The sequence below is a fragment of the Actinomadura sp. NTSP31 genome (genome assembly GCF_041951385.1).
In the GTDB taxonomy this organism is placed as follows: Bacteria; Actinomycetota; Actinomycetes; order Streptosporangiales; family Streptosporangiaceae; genus Spirillospora; species Spirillospora napierensis.
Genome location: NZ_JBGNUT010000026.1, coordinates 70,373 through 88,444 on the forward strand (window position 1 = coordinate 70,373; position 18,072 = coordinate 88,444).

At 72.7% G+C, this 18,072-nt stretch carries 16 protein-coding genes; 6 read left to right on the plus strand and 10 right to left on the minus strand.

Features of this window, described 5'->3' with window-relative positions:
* The first annotated feature begins 110 nt into the window (after positions 1–110).
* Both ACA514_RS34675 and ACA514_RS34680 read left to right on the plus strand, forming a co-directional pair.
* On the plus strand, positions 111–1,100 hold the full coding sequence (locus tag ACA514_RS34675) for a glutathione S-transferase C-terminal domain-containing protein (protein ID WP_375045494.1): 990 nt from the start codon (positions 111–113) through the stop codon (positions 1,098–1,100).
* A 54-nt stretch (positions 1,101–1,154) separates the two neighbouring features.
* Positions 1,155–2,387 (plus strand): nucleotide disphospho-sugar-binding domain-containing protein, encoded by a 1,233-nt coding sequence (locus ACA514_RS34680; protein ID WP_375045558.1) that lies wholly within the window; start codon positions 1,155–1,157, stop codon positions 2,385–2,387.
* Positions 2,388–2,430: 43 nt separating this feature from the next.
* On the opposite strand, the gene ACA514_RS34685 is transcribed toward ACA514_RS34680, so the two are convergent.
* The gene (locus ACA514_RS34685) at positions 2,431–2,829 is read right to left on the minus strand and encodes a Dabb family protein (protein ID WP_375045495.1); all 399 of its coding nucleotides are present in this window, start codon (positions 2,827–2,829) and stop codon (positions 2,431–2,433) included.
* Positions 2,830–2,955: 126 nt separating this feature from the next.
* On the opposite strand from ACA514_RS34685, the gene ACA514_RS34690 reads away from it, so the two are divergent.
* A complete protein-coding gene (locus ACA514_RS34690) occupies positions 2,956–3,876 on the plus strand; it encodes an AraC family transcriptional regulator (RefSeq protein ID WP_375045496.1) in 921 nt (306 codons plus the stop codon).
* A 22-nt stretch (positions 3,877–3,898) separates the two neighbouring features.
* On the opposite strand, the gene ACA514_RS34695 is transcribed toward ACA514_RS34690, so the two are convergent.
* From ACA514_RS34695 to ACA514_RS34735, 9 genes are all read right to left on the minus strand, one after another.
* Positions 3,899–5,071, minus strand: coding sequence for a hypothetical protein (locus ACA514_RS34695; protein WP_375045497.1), 1,173 nt, complete (start codon positions 5,069–5,071; stop codon positions 3,899–3,901).
* Complete coding sequence (locus ACA514_RS34700; RefSeq protein WP_375045498.1) at positions 5,068–5,526, minus strand: SigE family RNA polymerase sigma factor; 459 nt, start codon at positions 5,524–5,526, stop codon at positions 5,068–5,070. Before ACA514_RS34700 ends, ACA514_RS34695 begins: the two co-directional genes overlap by 4 nt.
* Positions 5,527–5,773: 247 nt before the next feature.
* Entirely contained in the window at positions 5,774–6,127 is a 354-nt protein-coding gene (locus ACA514_RS34705) for a 4Fe-4S dicluster domain-containing protein (protein WP_375045499.1), read from the minus strand.
* The gene (locus ACA514_RS34710) at positions 6,124–7,674 is read right to left on the minus strand and encodes an FAD-binding protein (protein WP_375045500.1); all 1,551 of its coding nucleotides are present in this window, start codon (positions 7,672–7,674) and stop codon (positions 6,124–6,126) included. Before ACA514_RS34710 ends, ACA514_RS34705 begins: the two co-directional genes overlap by 4 nt.
* A complete protein-coding gene (locus tag ACA514_RS34715) occupies positions 7,671–8,642 on the minus strand; it encodes an ABC transporter substrate-binding protein (protein WP_375045501.1) in 972 nt (323 codons plus the stop codon). Before ACA514_RS34715 ends, ACA514_RS34710 begins: the two co-directional genes overlap by 4 nt.
* Positions 8,643–8,703: 61 nt before the next feature.
* The gene (locus ACA514_RS34720) at positions 8,704–9,048 is read right to left on the minus strand and encodes a 4Fe-4S dicluster domain-containing protein (RefSeq protein ID WP_375045502.1); all 345 of its coding nucleotides are present in this window, start codon (positions 9,046–9,048) and stop codon (positions 8,704–8,706) included.
* A complete protein-coding gene (locus ACA514_RS34725; RefSeq protein WP_375045503.1) occupies positions 9,045–10,619 on the minus strand; it encodes an FAD-binding protein in 1,575 nt (524 codons plus the stop codon). Before ACA514_RS34725 ends, ACA514_RS34720 begins: the two co-directional genes overlap by 4 nt.
* Positions 10,616–11,347 (minus strand): ABC transporter ATP-binding protein, encoded by a 732-nt coding sequence (locus ACA514_RS34730; protein WP_375045504.1) that lies wholly within the window; start codon positions 11,345–11,347, stop codon positions 10,616–10,618. Before ACA514_RS34730 ends, ACA514_RS34725 begins: the two co-directional genes overlap by 4 nt.
* Positions 11,344–12,192 (minus strand): ABC transporter permease, encoded by an 849-nt coding sequence (locus tag ACA514_RS34735; RefSeq protein ID WP_375045505.1) that lies wholly within the window; start codon positions 12,190–12,192, stop codon positions 11,344–11,346. The genes ACA514_RS34730 and ACA514_RS34735 overlap by 4 nt, the downstream gene beginning before the upstream one ends.
* Before the next feature lie 388 nt (positions 12,193–12,580).
* Between ACA514_RS34735 and ACA514_RS34740 the strand changes: the two genes are divergently transcribed.
* From ACA514_RS34740 to ACA514_RS34750, 3 genes are read left to right on the plus strand one after another with little or no spacing between them, the layout of a single operon-like run.
* The gene (locus ACA514_RS34740; protein ID WP_375045506.1) at positions 12,581–13,903 is read left to right on the plus strand and encodes a hypothetical protein; all 1,323 of its coding nucleotides are present in this window, start codon (positions 12,581–12,583) and stop codon (positions 13,901–13,903) included.
* Positions 13,904–13,941: 38 nt separating this feature from the next.
* Positions 13,942–16,872 (plus strand): DEAD/DEAH box helicase, encoded by a 2,931-nt coding sequence (locus ACA514_RS34745; RefSeq protein WP_375045507.1) that lies wholly within the window; start codon positions 13,942–13,944, stop codon positions 16,870–16,872.
* Positions 16,869–18,047 (plus strand): hypothetical protein, encoded by a 1,179-nt coding sequence (locus tag ACA514_RS34750; RefSeq protein ID WP_375045508.1) that lies wholly within the window; start codon positions 16,869–16,871, stop codon positions 18,045–18,047. The genes ACA514_RS34745 and ACA514_RS34750 overlap by 4 nt, the downstream gene beginning before the upstream one ends.
* The last annotated feature ends 25 nt before the right edge of the window (positions 18,048–18,072 follow it).

An 18,072-nucleotide genomic window follows, 5' to 3' on the forward strand; every position in this document is an offset into this window, starting at 1 on the left:
GGGCGGATTCCCCATTTAAACGGTAGGGACGATTGACCGCTCCTCCGGGCCGGTGATTCGCTACGAGCATTCCCGTTCCGTCTTCCCGAGCTCCTGTTGGAGGCCTTTCGATGACCGCGACGACCGGTGGTGCCGTGTACGCCGACCCTGTGGACCTGGACGAGTACGGTGTCTACGGGGCGACCGCGCTGAAGGCGGAGAACGGCGGCTGGAACCGGCCCCGTTACCCCTTCCAGGGGCGCATCACCGCCGACGGGTCCAGCGGATACAAGGCCGAGCCGGGGCGCTACCACCTGTACGTCTCGCACCGCTGTCCCTGGGCGCACCGCACCGCGATCGTCCGGATCCTGAAGGGGCTGGAAGACGTCGTGTCGCTGTCCTACGTCGATGACGAGCGCGACGGGCGGGGCTGGGCATTCCGGGAGAAGCGCGGCGCCGATCCGGTCAACGGGTTCCGGTTCCTGCGCGAAGCCTACGAGGCGACCGAGCCCGGTTACGACGGCCACGTGTCGGTGCCCGTCCTGTGGGATCGCGAGACAGGCCGGATCCTGAGCAACAACTTCTTCGACATCACCATCGACCTCGGCACCCAGTTCGAGGAGTACGGCGACCCCGGCGTCCACCTGTACCCCGTGGAGCTGCGGGAGGAGATCGATGAGCTGAACGAGTACATCTACGTCAACTTCAACGACGGCAACTACCGCGTCGCCGGCGCCGCCTCCGACGAGGCCTACACCGACCTGCGCGGCCGCGTGATCGCCGCGCTGGACCGGCTCGACGAGCGGCTGTCGACCCGCCGGTTCCTGTTCGACGACGCGGTCACCGAGTCCGACGTGCGCTTCTGGGTGACGCTGGCGCGCTTCGACCTCACCTACAACCCCTTCGCCAAGATCAGCGAGCGCCGCCTGGTCGACTTCCCCCACCTGTGGCCCTACGCCCGCGACCTCTACACCCTGCCCGCCTTCCGCGACACCACCGACTTCAGCGCCTTCACCCACCTCGGCCCCCCGTTCCTCGACCCGGCCGTGACCCGCATCGAGGTCGAGCCGTACCGTGCCGACTGGGACGAACCGCAGGACCGCCACCGCCTCACCGCCTGAGCGGCGCGACCCGACGCCCGCGGCGGCCGGACGAAGGAGCCTTGAGTGCGGGTCATGTTCACCGTCTCCTCCCAGGCCACCCACTACTCCGCGATGGTCCCTCCCGGGTGGGCGCTGCAGGCGGCGGGCCACGAGGTGCGGGTGCTGTGCACGCCCGACCAGACGGCGGCGGTCGGCCGGACGGGCCTGCTCCCGGTGCCCGTCCTGGACGGCATGAAGGTCATCACCCGGCTCCGGTTGCAGGCCTACCACGAGGCCGTCGAAGGGAAGCGGCCCTACCCATGGCCGCCCCCGCACCCCCTCACCGGGGAACCGCTGAAAGATCTCGCCGACTTCGACGCCGCCGGCTTCCAGAGTGACGTCGCCCCTGACTTGGCGGAGCGGGCCGCACGCGGCTTCGACGCGGCCGTGGCGTTCGCCCGCACGTGGCGGCCCGACCTCGTCCTGCACGATCCCGCCAGCCTGGAAGGGCTGCTCGCGGCCCGCGTCACGGGCGTCCCGGCGGCGCTGTGCCTGTGGGGGCCTGTCGGCACCCACGAACCCGAGCACATGCGCATCGTCCCGACCGACCACAGCGGGTCCTTCCCACGCCATGGCCAAGGCGAGTTCGACCTGGGCATGATCGAGCGTGTCCTGGACCCCTGCCCGCCGTCCCTGGCCCCGCCGACCCCGGCCGAGCGCGTGCGCTTCGCCTACGTCCCCTTCAACGGGACCGCGCCCGTCCCGCCATGGGCGCTCGAACCGCCCGCGCCCGGCCGCCACCGCGTCTGCGTGACCTGGTCGACGGCCCTGACCGCGACCGCGGGACCGGACTCCTACCTGCTCCCGGCCATCCTCCGGGCGGTGGACGGCCTGGGCTGCGAGGTGATCGTCCTGGCCACCGCCGCGGACGCGGCCGCCCTCGGCCCCGTGCCCGCCGGCGTCCGCGTCGCCGAGCACGTGCCCCTGCGGGCCGTCCTGCCGGGATCCGCCGCCGTGATCCATCACGGCGGCAGCGGAAGCGCCATGACCGCGCTGTGGGCGGGCGTACCCCAGTTGACCACCACGTTCGCCTCCGAACAGGCGGCCACCGGCCGCCGTGTCGCAGCGGCCGGCGCGGGCCGCCACCTGCCCGGGCACGAGGCCGACCCCGACGCCTTGCGCGCGGCCCTCCACGACCTCCTCACCGACACCGCCTACCGCGACGCCGCCGCCGGACTGCGCCAGGAGATGCTCGCCCAGCCGACCCCGGCCCAACTCGTCGGCACCCTGGAGCACGTCGCAGCGCTGGGAGTCCGGCATCGGTGACGGCCGCGCCGATGCCCGAGGGGCCGGGGCATGACGCGGCGCGTCAGGCGTTCACGGGCGGCGCACCGCCGCCGGGGATCGTGCCGAGGAGGCGGTCCCACTCGGGGTAGGTCGCCAGCTTCTTCTGGTGCATCGCGAAGATCTTGTCGTTGAGGTCCGGATCGGCGTCGTCCGACAGCCGGATCTGAGACAGCCGGGACAGGTGCGGCAGGATCTCGAAGTCGCCTTCGAGATGCACAGGGTCGTACATGTAGCGGTCGAGCGCGTCGAGATCCTTTAGCGCGACGCAGTATCCGTGCGTATAGCCCTCCGCCGGGTCGCCCAGGTCCGGACCGACGAACGAGAACGACGTCGACTCCACCTGCGAGGTACGCCTCATCGCGGCCAGCACGGACTCCTCCCGTTCGGGCGTGGTGCCCGCCTTGAAGCTGAAACGCAGCATAAGAAAGATCATTTTCGCCTTCCCTCTCACCTGATGTGATCACGACCGTACGGCGGTCGCGCGAGACGGCCAATGCGCCACGGTCTCGTCTTCATACGTGATCGTCTTTCCGGCTAGCCTGATCGCGTGGACGTGCTGAGCGACGTGATCGCCGTCATGCGCACCGGAGAACCCCGGTCCGCCCGCGTGGAACGACACGCCCCTTGGGGGCGGCGGTTCCGGTACCCGCCCGGGACCGCCGGCTTCGAAGTCGTGCTCGCCGGGTCCTACTGGCTGATACCGCCGGACCGGGACCCGATCCCGCTCGGCACCGGAGACGTGCTGTTCCTTCCGCACGGAGGCGAATACGGCCTGACCGACACCCCCACCGCACGCTTCCACGATCTCCCATCCTCGGACGCCCGGGTGCCCGCAGGCCAGGACGCCGCCGCCCGGCCGAGCGCAGTGGTGCTGTGCGGCGCCTACCAGCTCGACGCCGACCGCGGGCACCCGCTGCTGGCGGAACTGCCCGGCATCGTCCACATCCCCGCGAGCGTCGGCCGCCACTCCCGCCTGCGCGCCGCGGTCGACCTGCTCGGCGCCGAACTCCAGGCGCCTGGCCAGGGCAGCGCCGCCGTCGTGCCATCGCTTCTGGACACCCTGCTCGTCTACGTCCTGCGGACCTGGCTGGAGGAGCAGCCGACGTGCGGCGGAACCACCGGGTGGGCCGCGGCCCTGGCCGATCCCGCGGTGAGCACGGCACTCGACGCGATCCATGGCGACCCCGCCCAGTCGTGGACCGTCGCGGAACTGGCCGCCCATGCGGGCCTGTCACGGGCGGCGTTCGCGCGGCGCTTCAACTCGCTCGTCGGCCGGCCTCCGCTGGCGTACCTGACCTGGTGGCGGCTGACCGAGGCGGCCAGGCTGCTCCGCGATTCCGACGCACCGCTCAATGCGGTGGCCGAACGCGTCGGCTACACCTCCGAATACGCGTTCGCGAACGCCTTCAAACGCGCGTTCACCATCGCCCCAGGCCAGTACCGCCGAAAGCCGGCACCCCACCCCTGACACGCGAGCCCGTCGCCGGGTGTCAGCGGTGGGTGAAGACCGGAACCCAGGCGCCGGCCCGATCGAATCGGCGGTATCCGGTGAGAGGCGTGATCTTCCCGTCCAGGTCCACGAGAAGCAGCCGATTCCTGAACTCGTTCTTCCGCTGGCAATTCTGCGGATCGCAGCCGATCGCGAACAGGTGCCGATCGTCGGCCCACGCCTTGTCCTGCTCGATCGGGAGCACCGCCACCGCCTTTCCGGTGACCACGTTCCTGACGGTGACGGCAGGGCCGGGACTGGGACCGAACGCGGGCAGCAGCGTGCCGTTCGGGGACAGACCGGCCTCTTCACCGTCTGTGTAATCGGCCTCGTGCGCGGGCGCGGGCCGTCGCTCACCGGTCCGCGTGTAGAAGACCTTGGTCGGTACGGTCGCCGTGGGAGCCCAGATCAGGGTTCCGTCCCGGCTCCACCCCATGTCCTGGCGGGCGTTGAAGTTGTCGGACCGTGCGGGCAGAGAATGGAACGCGCCCGATCCGGCTGCGCTGTCGACGATGTAGTAGCCGGTCCTAGACGACTTCCCCGGACCCGCCTCCACGTCGGGACTGCCGTTGTAGGCGGTCAGGAGGAGGCGGCGGCCGTCGGGCGACCAGGCGGCGCCGCCGACGGGGTGATCGAGCTGGATCCAGTGGACGACCTTCCGCGTCCTCATGTCGAGTACCCCGACCCGGGTGGCGGGGAGGGGACCCTGCAGCACGGCCGCCCGCTCCATTCCGGGTGCGACGCTGATGTACGCCCAAGGAGTCTGCTCGTATTCGCCGGTCGACGGGCTGTACAGGTGCCACGTGCGTTGGAGCGTACTTCGACCGTTGACCATGCGTGTGTGTCGGGTGAAGTAGGCGGCCACGGCCGTGTGCCCCGCGGCGACGAGGCGGCGCGGGAAGGCGCTGCCGAGATCCGTGCGCAATGTCGTGTCCGACGACAGGGCCACGGGTTCGAACGCGTGGTCAGGCCCGGGGTGCGCCGAGCCGCCGCCGAAGGCGACGGCGACGGCCGTGGCCCCGACGAGGAGCGCGGTCGCCCCTCCGGCCAGCGCGAGTTTGAACGGGTGCCGGCCGGTGCGTGCTCGCAGCGCCCGGTCGGCCAGGTCCGCGGGGACCCGCGCCTCCGCCGCCCATTCCTCGCACGCACTCCTGACGATCAGCTCCGGCTTCATCGCTGGACCTCCTCGGCCATTTCGGGTTCGTTCAGTTCGGGAGCCAACCGCCGCAGGCGGGCGAGCGAGCGGTGCGTCGTGCTGCGCACCGTGCCGACACTGCAGCCGAGGATCCGTGCCACCTCCGCTTCCGGCAGGTCCTCCAGGAAGCGCAGCGCCAGCACCATCCGCTGCCGGGGAGTGATGCGGGTCAGGGCGCCCCGTACGGCGAGCTTCAGGTCGACGGCCGACATGTCGTCGTTCGCGCTCTTCTCGGGAAGCGCCGTGACGGTGGTCTCGCGCCGCCGCCACTTGAGCCGCCAGGTGCTGACCTGCTGGCGGTACATCACGCGCCGTACGTACGCCTCCGGGTTGTCGATGTCGCCCCACCGTCCCGCCGTCTTGGCGAGCGCGACCTGGAGGACGTCCTCGGCCGCGTGCTGGTCGCCCCCGGTGAGCAGGTACGCCAGGCGCATCAGCGCGACCGACCTCGTCTCAACGAACTCACGAAAATGTCGCTCCGCGGCGGCATCCATCGTCACCTCCGATTTGCTCTCGCCCCTGAGACGCTTTCGGAGGACCACGGCTATGCCTGCGCCCCGAGATCAGCTCCGCGAGTCAGCGCCTTCCAGATCATGGCCGACACGCTCGACGCCACGGTGGACGCGCTGAACTTCGCCTGCACCGCCAACGGCGCGCCTGGCGGGTCTCGGGGGCGGAGTCTCAGGGGTTCTGCGGGGTGGACCGGAGCCGTTCGGTGAAGATGTGGTTGCGGTCGGCGCGGCTGCCGGGAGTGCGGCCGCGGCCCCAGCCGACGATGCGGCGGTACTCGCCGAACGCCCCGGTCAGGGCCGCCTCGTCGGTGTGCGGGGAGCCCGCCGGCGCGGGCTCGCTGAAGGGCGCGACGTACAGCGCGTCGGTCGGGCAGTGGGCCTCGCACATGAAGCAGGTCTGGCAGTCGCTCTGCCTGGCGATCACCGGAAGGCCGTCGGGGCCGCGGTCGAAGACGTCCGTCGGGCAGACCTTGATGCAGATGTCGCACGTGACGCAGCGGGCCGCGCTCACCACCTCGATCATGCCGCCGCCTCCCGCGGTTCCGCGGCCGTCCACGGATCGTCGAGGCCGCCGGTCAGCAGGCGGTGCTCGAACCGCGGCAGGGCGGGCAGGTCCTCCAGCCGGTGCAGGCCCCGGGCCTCCTCGCGTGCCAGCGCGGCGCGGTAGCACCAGCGGGCGTGCGCGACCATCGCCGCCGCCGACCGTGCACGGAGGCGTTCGCGGCCCGTGCCCGCGAGGCCCTCGGACGTGATGCGGTCCCACAGCGCGTCCAGCGAGGCGAGGGAAGCGCGCAGGCCGGCGCGTGTCCGGAACAGGTTGCGGTCGAGCGGCAGCATCTCCGCCTGCACCGCCCGGACGACCTCCGCCGCGTCGAGCCGGCCGGGCCCGAGGCCCGCGCGTCCGGCGGCGGTGGCGTGCGGACGGTGGCGGCCCGTCCCGAACAGGGCGGCCCCGCGCCCGGCCCACGTGCCCGACGAGATGGCCCATGCCCCGTTGTAGGCGCCGCCTCCGCTGACGGCCCCCGACACCAGCTCCCGCGTCGCGACATCTCCGGCGGCATAGAGGCCGGGGACCGTGGTCGCGCAGTCGTCGCCGGTGATCCGCAGGCCGCCCGTTCCCCGGACGGTGCCCTCCAGCACCATCCGCACCTCGTAGCGGTCGCGGAACGGGTCGATGCCGGCCTTGTCCAGCGGCAGGAAGTAGTTCGGCTGGGCGTCGCGCATCGCCCCGCGCAGCTCCGCGGGCGCCCGGTCCAGCCGTGCGAACACCTTCCGGCCGGCCGCGAGCAGCTCCGCGACCTGGATCCTCGCCCCCAGCGGATTCGGGACGTCGATCGGCTCCCCGCCGGCGGTGTAGTACGTCGCGAACTGCATCATCAGGCCCTTGGTGTGGGCGCCGTGCGCCGGGGACAGCGCGTACGCGGCGGAGAACTCCATGCCCGACAGGTCCGCGCCCAGCTCGGCGGCCATGAGATGCCCGTCGCCGGTGTCGACGTTGGTGCCGAACGCCCCGGACAGGAACGCGCAGCCGCCGGTCGCGAGGACCACCGCGCCCGCGTGGACGGTCCACGCCTCGCCGCCCCGCTGGCGGGCGATGCCCGACGCGCCCGACGCGGTCCCCGAGCCGTCCACGAGCAGCCGCAGCGCCGGATGGTGGTCGAGGATCGTCACGCCGGACCGGTGCACGCGGCGCCGCATCCGTTTCATGTACTCCGGGCCCTGGAGGCTCCCGCGCCGTTCCACGCCGTCGTCGTCAATGGCGAACGGGTAGCCGAACGCGGCGAGGTCCTCGACGCGCCGGTACGTCTCGTCCACGACGCGGGACATCCAGCGGTGGTCGGCGAGCCGCGCGCTCTGCTCGAACCGCTCGCCGACGGCGCGCTCGCGCGCCGCCGCGTCCGGCGGGACGTACCAGAGGTTGTTGCCGCCCGACGCGGTCGGCCCGCTGGTGCCGCAGTACCCCTTGTCGGCGAGGACGACGCGCGCACCCGCGCCCGCCGCGGCGAGCGCCGCCCACGCCCCGGCGGGGCCGCCGCCGAGGACGAGGACGTCGGCGTCCAGCTCGATCACGCCTTCGCTCCGGGCGCGAGCCAGGAGTCGAGCGTGTAGTCCTTCTTGACGAGCTTCTGCTGCACGAGGAAGGTCTTGGTGCCCTCGAGCAGCTTCAGCCCGTCCGCGGGGAACGGCTCGTCGGGCAGCTGGTCCTTCAGCGTGGTCTTGATCGTGACCTGCGGCGCGTACCCGCCGGTCTTGGCGACGTACGCGGTGTAGCCCGCCCAGTTCGCCTTCGCGACCTGCGAGGCCTTGGTCTCGGCCTGCTGCCACACCTTGACGATGTCCTTGTGCCTGGACAGGTACTTCTCCGTCACGACGGTGACGGACGTGCCGAGCAGGTCGGGGTGGTCGCGGGAGGCGACGTCGATCGACGTGTAGCCCTTCGCCTCCTCGGCGGCCTGGTCGGCGGAGACCAGGCCGCCCGCGTCGATCGAGCCCTTCTCCAGCGCCGCGATGATCGCGGGCGTGTACATGTGGATGATCTGCTTGGGCTTCACCCCCGCCTGCTGGAGCGCGCCGAGCAGGTAGCGGTGGATGTAGGAGCCGGTCTGCACTCCGATCACCTTGCCCTGCAGGTCCTTGAGGGACGCCGGCCCGCCGCTCTTCTTCGCGACGACCGCGGCGTCCAGCCGGACCGAGTTGAGCGACAGCAGGCGGGTCGGCAGGCCCTGGCCGCGCCCGATCAGCGCGGGGGTGTCGCCGTACATGCCGATGTCGAGGGAGCCGCCGGCGAGCGCCTGGTTCAGGTCGGGGCCGTTCTGGAACGTCGCGACCTTGATCTTGGTGATGCCGGCGGCCTTCAGCGCGGGCAGCAGCTCGCCGCGCTCGTCGAGGAAGCCGACCGCGCGGGTCAGCTTGTTGCCGACGGCCGATCCGATCACTCCGACGCGCAGCGTCCCGGAGCCGCCGGCGGCCGCGGACGAACCGCACGCCGTCGCGGCGAGGACGAGCAGGCCGGCGGCCAGGACCCGGGGAGTTCTCACGGTGATGCCTTTCGGGGGTTCTGCAGGTGGCCGGACGGGCTCTGCAGGGGTTTGCGTGGTCTCAGGAGGTGAGGGGGGCGCCCGCGCCGTCCAGCGAGGGCCCGACCGCGAGCCGGGCGCCGGGGGTCCGTCCCCGGCCCCAGCCGATCTGCTCGCGGTAGCTGCCGAGGAGCCCGCCGGCGGCGAGCACCGCCTCGTCCGGCGGCTCGGGCAGCGGATGCGAGCGCGGGTCGACGAACAGGGCGTCCACCGGGCAGTACGCCTCGCACATGAAGCAGGTCTGGCAGTCGGACTGCCGGGCGAGCACCGGGATCCCGTCCGCCCCGCGGTCGAAGACGTTGGTCGGGCAGACCTCGATGCACTTGTCGCAGGCGATGCAGCGGTCCGGCGAGACGACCTCGATCACGACGCCACCGCCAGGGCCCCGGCCTCCGGCCGCGTCCACACCTCGTCGAGTCCGCCGGTGACGAGCCGGCGGCGCTGGGCCGGATCCTGCTCGGGCAGGTCCAGCCGCTTGTGCATGCCGCGCGTCTCGGTCCGGGCGAGCGCCGCGTTGTACATCCAGCGGGCGTGCGCGGCCATCGCGGCGGCCGACCGCGCCCGGACGACCCCGGCGCCGTCCTCGCGGAGCGTGCCGCGCAGCTCGCGCCACGTCCCGTCGAGGGACGCCAGCGCCGCGGCGAGGCGGTCGCCGGTGCGCAGCAGGTTCTTGTCGTAGGGCAGCACCTCCGCCTGGACGGCCGCGACGTGGTCGGCGTGACCGCCCGTCGCGGGGCCGGACGGCCGCACACCCGCCTCCCCGAGCGCCCGCACGGAACGCGCGCCCGCCCGTCCGCCCAGCCCGGCGGCATAGCGCGCGGCGCCCCGCCCGGCCCACGTGCCGGACGACATCGCCCACGCCGAGTTGTGGCTGCCGCCGCCGGTGAAGCCGCCGCAGATCAGCTCGCGGGTGGCGGCGTCGCCGGCCGCGAACAGGCCGGGCACCGTCGTCGAGCAGTCGGCGCCGGCGATCCGGATGCCGCCCGTGCCGCGGACCGTCCCCTCGGCCAGCAGCGTCACGGGGAACAGGTCCGTGAACGGGTCGATGCCCTGCCGGTCGAACGGCAGGAAGAAGTTCGGCTGCGCGAGCCGCATCGCCCGCTGCTCGTCCGGGGTCGCCCGGTCGATGCGGCACAGGACGGGCTCGCTGAGCAGGGTCCGGGCGATGACGGAGCGGCCGCGGCGGCTGCCCGCGCCCTCCAGGACGCTGCCGTCCGCGCGGTAGAAGGTGGCGAACGCGTAGAACGCCGTCTTGGTCACAGAGGTGAACGCCGGGGCGATCGCGTAGGCGTTGGAGAACTCCATCCCGGACAGCTCCGCGCCCGCCTCCGCCGCGAACAGCGCGCCGTCCCCGGTGTTGACGTCGCAGCCGAGCGCCTTGCTGAGGAACGCGCACCCGCCGGTGGCGAGCACGACCGCACCGGCCCGGACGCTGAACGGCCGGTCGCCCCGCAGGTGATACCCGGCCGCGCCCGCGACGGCCCCGGACCCGTCCGCCAGCAGCTCGGTGACCGGGCTGTGGTCCAGGACCCGGACCCCGGCGCGGCGGACCCGCACGCGCATCCGGCGCATGTACTCCGGGCCCTGCAGCCCGCGCCGGATCTGCCGGCCGTGCTCGTCCACGGGGAACGGGTACCTCGAGACCTCGGCCAGCTCGTTCATGTTCGCGTACGTCTGGTCGAGGACGCGAGCCATCCACTCCCGGTCGGCGAGATGCCCGCCGAGGCCCTCCCGGCTCGCCATCGCGGTCTCCCGCGCCGCCGGCTCCGGCTCGACGTACCAGACCCCGGTGCCGGCGGACGCCGTCGCGCCGCTCGTCCCGAGGTACCCCTTGTCGGCGAGGACGACGCTCGCGCCGGCCTCCGCGGCCTTGACGGCGGCCCAGGCGCCGGCGGGTCCGCCGCCCGCGACCAGGACGTCGGCGGTCAGTTCGTTCATCGGGTCTCCTTGACGGTGGCGACGGCCCGTACCCCGAGCCCGTCGAGCAGGTCGCGCCGCAGCGCGATGAATTCCGGGTCGTCCAGCGACCGCGGCCTCGGCAGGCCGACGGTGTACTCCCGCGCGATCCGGCCGTCCGCCAGCAGCAGCGCGCGGTCGGCGAGCAGCAGCGCCTCCTCCACGTCGTGGGTGACGAGCAGGACGGCGGGCCGGTGCTCGGCCCACAGGTCGGCGACGAGCGCCTGCGCGTTCAGCCGGGTCAGCGCGTCCAGCGCCCCGAAGGGCTCGTCGAGCAGCAGCAGGTCGGGCGTCCGGACCAGGGCCCGGGCCAGCGCGACGCGCTGCGACTCGCCGCCCGACAGGGTGAGCGGCCACGCGTCGGCGCGCGCCGCCAAGCCGACCTCGGCGAGCGCGGCCTCGGCACGTTTGCGCAGGTCCCGGCCGCGCAGCCCGAGCGCGACGTTGGACCACACCCGGCTCCACGGGAGCAGCCGGTGCTCCTGGTAGACGACGGCGCGCCCGCCGGGGACGTCGACCTCGCCGCTCCCGCTGCCGTCCAGCCCGGCCAGGGCGCGCAGCAGCGTGCTCTTGCCGGACCCGCTCGCGCCGAGCAGCGCCACGAACTCGCCGGGCGCGATGTCGAGGTCGACGCCGTCCAGGACGGTCCGGTCGCCGAACACCCGCCTGAGGCCGCGGACGCGCACCCCGTTCCGCAGGGCCGCGGTCATCGCGCCACCAGTCCCTTCCGCCAGGCCAGGGCGCGCCGCTCGATGAGCCGGACCAGCAGGTCCGTCGACACGCCGAGCACCGCGTACAGCACCAGAACCAGGAAGACCGTGTCCATCTGCATGAACTGGGTGGCCTGGTTGATGAGGAACCCGATGCCGCTGGCGGTCGCCGACTGCTCCACGACGACGAGCGTCAGCCACGCGACGCCGAGCGACAGCCGCAGCCCGACCAGGATCTGCGGGAGCGCGCCGGGCAGCACGACCTTCCGGACCAGCCCGAGCCGGCCGAGGCCGCAGGTCCGCGCCGACTCCACCAGCCGCTCGTCGACGCCGCGGATGCCGTGGAACACGTTGATGTAGAGCGGGAACACCACGCCGACCGCGATGAGGCCGACCTTGGACGTCTCGCCGATCCCGAACCAGATGATGAACAGCGGCACGAGCGCCAGGTGCGGCAGCATCCGGACGGCCTGGACGGGCGCGTCGATGATGTCCTCGCTGATCCGGAACAGCCCGGAGAGCAGGCCGAGCACGAGGCCGAGCGGCAGCCCGATCGCGAGCCCCTTCAGCACCCGTACCAGCGAGACGCCGAGGTTGCTGAACAGCTCGCCCGACGAGGCCATCTCCCAGCCGCGCACCGCGACGTCGCTGAGCGGCGGCGTCGTGCTGCCGAGCCAGCCCGCGCGGGCGCCGGCCTCCCAGAGGGCGAGGACGACGACGAGCCCGCCGGCCTTGCGGACGCGGCGCAGCAGCGACAGCGCCACGGCACCGGAGCGCCCCGCCGCCGTGGGCGCCACGGCCCCGGCTAGCGCGGAACGGGGCGGATCGAGCAGATCGGTGGACACGCGGCACCTCCGGAACAGGGGGACGGACGCAAGGAAGGCAGGAGGGAGGGATCCGGCGCGGCGGCGCTGCCGGGCGGAGGAGAGAGAAGAGAAGCGGCCGGTCACCGGCCGTGGGCGTGCGGATCAGCGGTTCAACAGGACGCGCTGCACACGCGGAGGAGGTCGATGTGGCGCCTCGCCACCAGTACCTCCGTCGCGTTCATGTCCCCAAGGATGCACACGGAACCGGCGCTTGTGAAGCCCGCCGAAAGCCCGCACGACCTGCACGGACGTCCCGGCCGAGGCGTAAAACCAACAAAACATACCGATTTACCAGGGAATATGCCGGGCACCACCCCGCGCCCGCCTCCGGCACCATGGTGACGCAGATCACGTCACCCGTGTCGGGGTGCTCCTCTGGGCGGAGGTATCTTTCCGCTCCCGTGCTCTGGAGGGGATTCGTTACCATTTGCGGGTGCCTGCCTCGGAACGGACTCGGCGAGAGTTGTTCACGCGTGGCGGTGGGCGGTGCGCGATGTGCCAGCGGTCTCTGGTGATCGACGTGGGGCCGGGCGGTGCCGGGTACCACATCGCCGAGGCGGCGCACATCGTCGCGGAGGCGGTCGATGGGCCCAGGGGCAACGGTGTGCGGCCTGCGGACGTCAACGGCATCGCGAACCTCGTGCTGCTGTGCCCGTCCGATCACCGCACCATAGACAAGGGCGACGGGGCGCGGCTTTGGCCGCCTCGCAAGCTGCTCAAGCTCAAGCGGGACCACGAGTCGTGGACGGCCGTGCTCGCCTCGCGCCCGCCGCTTCGGCCGTCCGGTGGCGAGAGCCCGGCGCGGACGCCGCCCGGTCCCGGCGACGTCGTCGTGGTGGACGGTGAGTCGTACCGGCTATGCGGTGTGCCGGGCGCTGTCCGAGACGTCGAGGGTCATGCCGACGGTGCCTATGAGGTCACGGCCGAAGGTGACGGCTCGGTCATCTGGTGCCAAGGGCACGCATACGGCGAGGGCGGGACGGAAGGGCACGCGTGGCTGCGCAGGTCGGAAGCGGCGCCGGGCGAAGGAGTGTTGAGGGCGGCGCTGGCCGACGAGGCCGCGCTGCTCCTGGACCTGCCCTCCCTCCCCGGTCTGCCGCGTCTGCTGGGCGTGGACATGACGGCAGAGGCGGTCACCCTGGTCACGGCGCTGCCGTCGCCGAAGACGTTCCGTGACAGGTGCATCCGTACCGGCCTCCTCCCCGGCCGGGACGAGCTGGCCTTGCTCGCGGGCGCCCTTCGGCCGCTTTGTGAAGCGCTCGGGCAGCTGCACGATCGCGGTTCGGCTCATCGCGCGCTGAGCCCGGGGACGTTGGTCATGCCGGCTCTGGACACGATCATGCTTCGGGACCTCGGCCTCGCGTCCACACCGCCGCGGGTGGGGGAGCGCGACGATCCCTACCACGCACCCGAGCAGGCGGCGGGGACGGTGCTTCCCGGGCCGCCGACCGACGTTCATCGGCTGGCGCGCGTTCTGTACGAGCTGGTCACCGGTCGTCCGCCGGGACGGCGTGCGCGGCACGTGGCTCCCTCCACTCTCAATCCGGCCGTCCCGGCGGAGTGGGACGCGGCGTTCCGGGACGCCCTGGCCGTGGATCCGGCGCAGCGCTCCGATGTCCGCGGGTTCGCCGCCGCTCTCCGGACCGGAACCCACGCCGCGATCCGGGCGCCCGGCAGCCGCGAGCGCTGAAACCTCGCCAGCGAAGCGATCACCGAAACGGAGAACCGGTGTCCGACCCGCACATCGACCTGCCAGGGGCGGTCCACCTCGTCCCGTCGCTGCGCTTCCTGGAGCGGCTGGCGGAGCAGCGCGCCCGCTACTCGTTCCTGCCGGACGTCGAGGGCATCCTGCGGGACCTGCGCGAGGTCACGTCCAGGGGGGCCGTGCCCGCGCGGATCGAGCGGGGACGCGGCGGGCGCGGCGACTTCCTCAAGCTCTACGTCGACGGCCGGTACGTCCTGACCATGAACGTGACGAAGCACGGCAACGGGTACTCGGTCAGCGGCGTGTACCCGATGGGCTTCGATCACCATGACGAGATCGTGCGGGGCGCGCTGCGGGTACGCGCGCCGGGCTGGATCTACCACCAGCAGATCAGGGAGCTGCCGTTCGGGATCAGCGCCGGATGGGACCTCCTGCGCGACCGCTGGCGGCTTCTGAACGAGGACGCCGCCGCGCCCGCGCCGTCGATGCCGAAGGCGCACGACGAGTTCCTGGACCTCCTCGACGCGATGATCGAGGAGGGGCGCCGGGTCGAGCTGGCCGCCGCCCGCAGTGACGGCATGATCTCCTACCGGAGGGTGGAGGCGTCGGCCGCGCGGCGCCGGTCCGCCCGCGGTGTCCACGATTTCCAGCTGATCGGCAGCCGCCGCCCGGTCGTCGGCACGCGCATGCACATCCGGGACATGCCCGATCTGCGCGGACGGGTGGACGAGCTGCGCGGCACCCTGATGACCGTCCGGTTCGAGCGCCCCGTCGACGCCGACACGATCCCCAAGGTGGGGGCGTTCGTGGAGTCGCCCTCGACCATCCCGTACGACCGCCAGGCCGAGGCGGTGCGGATGCTGCGCGACGGGCAGTCCGCGAACCCGTATCTGCTGGACGTCCTGGCCGGGCACCGGTTCCGTCCGTTCACCCCCGCTGCGATCGAGCCCGCGCGCGCTCTGGACGACAGTCAGAAATCGGCGTTCCACAAGGCGCTCGCGGTACCGGATGTCGGGTTGATCCTCGGGCCGCCTGGAACCGGCAAGACACGCACCATCGCCGAGATCGCCCGTACCTGCGCCGCCGCCCGTGAGCGTGTCCTCATCACCTCCTACACCAACCGCGCGGTCGACAACGTCCTGCAGGAACTGCCGCACGACCTGGTCGTCCTGCGCGTCGGCCGGGACGACGGCGTCACGCCCGGCTGCGAGCACCTGACGCTGGAGGCGCAGGCGGCGACCCTGCAGAACGAGATCCTCCGCCGTACCGAACCCCACGTCCGCGGCTACGCGCCCGCCGAGAGCGGACGCGGTGAGGCCGACGCATGGCTGCGGCAGCTGGACGCGTCCATCGGCGCACTCGGCGAAGCCGACCAGGACGAGCGGCGGGCCGCCGCGCGGTTGCATGAGCGGACCGCCCAGCTCACCGCGCCCGCGGAAGACCACGCGCGCCGGCTGACCGAGGCCGCCGGCGAGCACCAGCGCGTGCTCGCCGACCACGACGCGCACCTGGCCGTCCTCGCCCGGCGTCTCGCGCGCGCCGAGGCCAGGGCGCGCTGGCCGGTCGTCGGAGGCCTGCTGCGCGGCCGCGCCGCCCGCCTCGCCGCCGAGCACCGGCAGGGCAAGGACGAGCGCGGGCGGGTCCAAGCCGCGCTGGTCGGCGTCCTGGGAGAACGGGACCGTGCCCTCGCCGAGGCCCGCCGGATACGCGACACCTCACCGGAGCTGGCCGGCCTGCGCCGCACCCTGGACGAGGCTCGCGCGGCGTCCTGTGATCGCGCGCGGGCCGCCGCCGACGATGCCGCGGAACTGCGCGCCCTCCTGCACGGCGTGCCCGTCCCGCCGGCCCCCGAGGCGAGCCTGCCGGCCCTCGCCGGATTCCGCGACCAGGCAGTCCAAGCGCTGGACCTGATGCGACGGCGCCTTGAACTGCTGACCGAGTGGCGCGAGCACCTCGGCAGCCGCACCGAGCAGCTCTACCCCGAACTCGCGCGCTACGCCGACGTGATCGGCGCGACCTGCATCGGCACCGCCACCACCGGCGCGCTCAAGGGCCTCGACTTCGCCCTCGCCGTGGTGGACGAGGCCGGGCAGATCAGCACGCCGAACGTCCTGGTCCCGCTGGTGCGGGCCCGCCGCGCCGTCCTCGTCGGCGACCACAACCAGCTCCCGCCGTTCGTCGATCCGCAGGTGGCGGCGTGGGCCCGGCACGACCCGCGCGCCCTCGACCTGGTCACCAAGAGCGCTTTCGAGCTGCTGTTCCCCGGCGTCCCGGAAGGGCACCGCGAGATCCTGCGCTACCAGCGGCGGATGCCGCCGGTCATCGCACGGTTCATCTCGCGGTGGTTCTACAACGGCTTCCTGGAGTCGGACGTGCAGCGCCCGCACCGCGACGGCCTCTTCGCCGCGCCCTTGGTGTTCGTCGACACCGCCGGCCTGCCCCGCCGGGCGCGCCACGAGCGCAAGCCCCGCCCGGACGAGCGCTGGGCCGACAACGGCTACGCCAACGACGCCGAGGCCCGCGTCATCACCGACCTCGTCGCGCACTACCGCGGAACCGTCGCCGACTGGGCGGCGATCCTCCCGTACCAGGCACAGGTCGGGCTCGTCACCGAGCTGCTCGCCGGACGCATCGGCGACGGGGAGGCCGCCGCCGGCGTCGGCACCGTCGACTCCTTCCAGGGCGGCGAGCGCGACCTGATCGTCTTCGGCTTCACCCGCAGCAACGCCACCGGCGCCATCGGCTTCCTCAACGAACTCCGCCGCGCCAACGTCGCCTTCTCCCGCCCCCGCCGGCTGCTGATCCTGGTCGGCGACTCCTCGACCCTCGTCCAGGCCCGCGACCCCGACTTCCGCGCCATGGCGCAAGCGCTCCTGGACCACGTCCGCACGAGCGGCGACCTGCGCGACGTCCGCGAGGTCCAAAAGCTGATCGCCCCGGAAGGAGACCGGTGAAGGACCCGCTCTACCACACCTCCCGCGCTCTGGAAGACGCCGCGAGCCTCCCGGGCGTCAGGCCCGTCCGCCTGCACAAGATCGGCGTGCCGCTCTTCGCCGTCGAGATCGGCGCGCTCGTCGACGACCGCCAGCCCTACGACCTGCTCGACCGCTTCGTCGGCCGCGCGATCGCCGAGGCCGGCCTGCGCACCGTCCCGGACATCGCGGGCCTCCTCGGCCTGGACGAGGCGATGGTGGACCGCGTCCTGCGCTTCCTCGGCGGCGTCGGCCACGTGGTCGCCCACCCCGACGGAACCCTCGCCCTGACCGGCCTCGGCCTCCGCTCCGTCCGCGACGACACCCGCTACGTCCCGAAACGCGACCGGCAGCGGCTCTACTTCGACGGCGTCCTCGGCGACCCCCTGCCCGCCGCCTACTACGGGCGCAAGGTGGTCGTCTGGGACACCGCCGAGGCCAGAGGACAGCGCTGGCACCGCCTCATGGAGTACGCCTGCGCGTTCCGCAACGACTCCCTCCAGCGCCTCGCCGCCCGCCCCGACCGCCGCGACTTCAACCTCCCGGACGAGCTCCGCGAGGTGACCTTCGAGTCCCTGAGCAACGCCTACCTGCCCTGCTACGTGATCCGCACCGAGACCCCGGCCGGGCGGTCCTTCCTGATGTACTCCGCGGTTTCCGAGACCCGCGACGACCATCTCAGGAACATCAGCCGCAACTGGCCCGCCCTCACCCGCACTCTCGACTCGGGCGACTCCGGCGACGTCCGCGCCGAATTCGGCACGTGGCTCTCCGACCGCGACATCGACCCGGCCCGCCTTCGCTGGACCGACACCGGCACGTTGCGCCTCACACTTCCTCCCGCCCGCTTCTCCGATGCCCGCACGACGAACGGCCGAGGAGCGAACGGCAAGGGCGCCTTCCCGCTCACCCAGGTCGGTTCCTATCTGGCGCCCCGCAACCACGTCCTGCAATTGTGGTGCGACGACCCGCGCCTACGCCGCGAGGCCGTCCTGGAACGCGCGCTGAACCGCGTTATCGCGTCGCGCAAACTCTCCACCGCCGAAGCCGAGCAATTCCTCGCCCGCCTCTGCACCCAGCTGGAAACGGCCCCAGTGACCCTGGACGACCTCCGCCGCCACGCCTACCAGACAGGCCAGTCCCCGCTACCTCTCTGAGCCGATCCCGGAACATCCGAAACGG

Coding starts and splice junctions, on each gene's coding strand:
- ACA514_RS34700 (WP_375045498.1), bottom strand. CDS start 5,526: ATGCGCCTGGCGTACCTGCTCACCGGGGGCGACCAGCACGCGGCCGAG.
- ACA514_RS34685 (WP_375045495.1), bottom strand. CDS start 2,829: ATGCTGCGTTTCAGCTTCAAGGCGGGCACCACGCCCGAACGGGAGGAG.
- ACA514_RS34705 (WP_375045499.1), bottom strand. CDS start 6,127: ATGATCGAGGTGGTGAGCGCGGCCCGCTGCGTCACGTGCGACATCTGC.
- ACA514_RS34680 (WP_375045558.1), top strand. CDS start 1,155: ATGTTCACCGTCTCCTCCCAGGCCACCCACTACTCCGCGATGGTCCCT.
- ACA514_RS34730 (WP_375045504.1), bottom strand. CDS start 11,347: ATGACCGCGGCCCTGCGGAACGGGGTGCGCGTCCGCGGCCTCAGGCGG.
- ACA514_RS34695 (WP_375045497.1), bottom strand. CDS start 5,071: ATGAAGCCGGAGCTGATCGTCAGGAGTGCGTGCGAGGAATGGGCGGCG.
- ACA514_RS34725 (WP_375045503.1), bottom strand. CDS start 10,619: ATGAACGAACTGACCGCCGACGTCCTGGTCGCGGGCGGCGGACCCGCC.
- ACA514_RS34675 (WP_375045494.1), top strand. CDS start 111: ATGACCGCGACGACCGGTGGTGCCGTGTACGCCGACCCTGTGGACCTG.